Annotated in this window: 1 protein-coding gene; it reads left to right on the top strand. The window is 66.7% G+C overall.

From position 1 onward, the window contains the following. Positions 1-42: 42 nt before the first annotated feature. Positions 43-303: recombinase family protein (locus MKK51_RS12960; RefSeq protein WP_243977610.1), on the top strand; the 261-nt coding region annotated here is incomplete at its 3' end.

Raw genomic sequence — 303 nt, 5'->3', positions numbered from 1 at the left:
TTGACAAGGTAGCCTCGGGCCTAAAGCTTGGGGTTACAAAACATGGCCCGCACCGGTTACGCCCGCGTCAGCACCCTCGATAAGGCCCTCGACGGGCAGTTCACCCGGCTGAAGGCCGAGGGCTGGGGGGTCATTCGTTGGGGGAAGGTCTCCGGTGGCAGCCGCGACGGTCGAGCCGACCTGGCGACCGTGCTCGAGTTCCTTCGACCGGGCGACGAACTCGTGGTCCCGCGCTTGGACCGGCCCGCCAAGATCGGAAGAGCCACCGTCCGAACGCCAGCCCCTCCGGAGAATCCCGTATCC

Origin of the sequence: Methylobacterium sp. E-045, from assembly GCF_022829685.1 — a bacterium.
Classification (GTDB): domain Bacteria; phylum Pseudomonadota; class Alphaproteobacteria; order Rhizobiales; family Beijerinckiaceae; genus Methylobacterium.
This window is presented reverse-complemented; position numbering and strand designations above follow the sequence as displayed.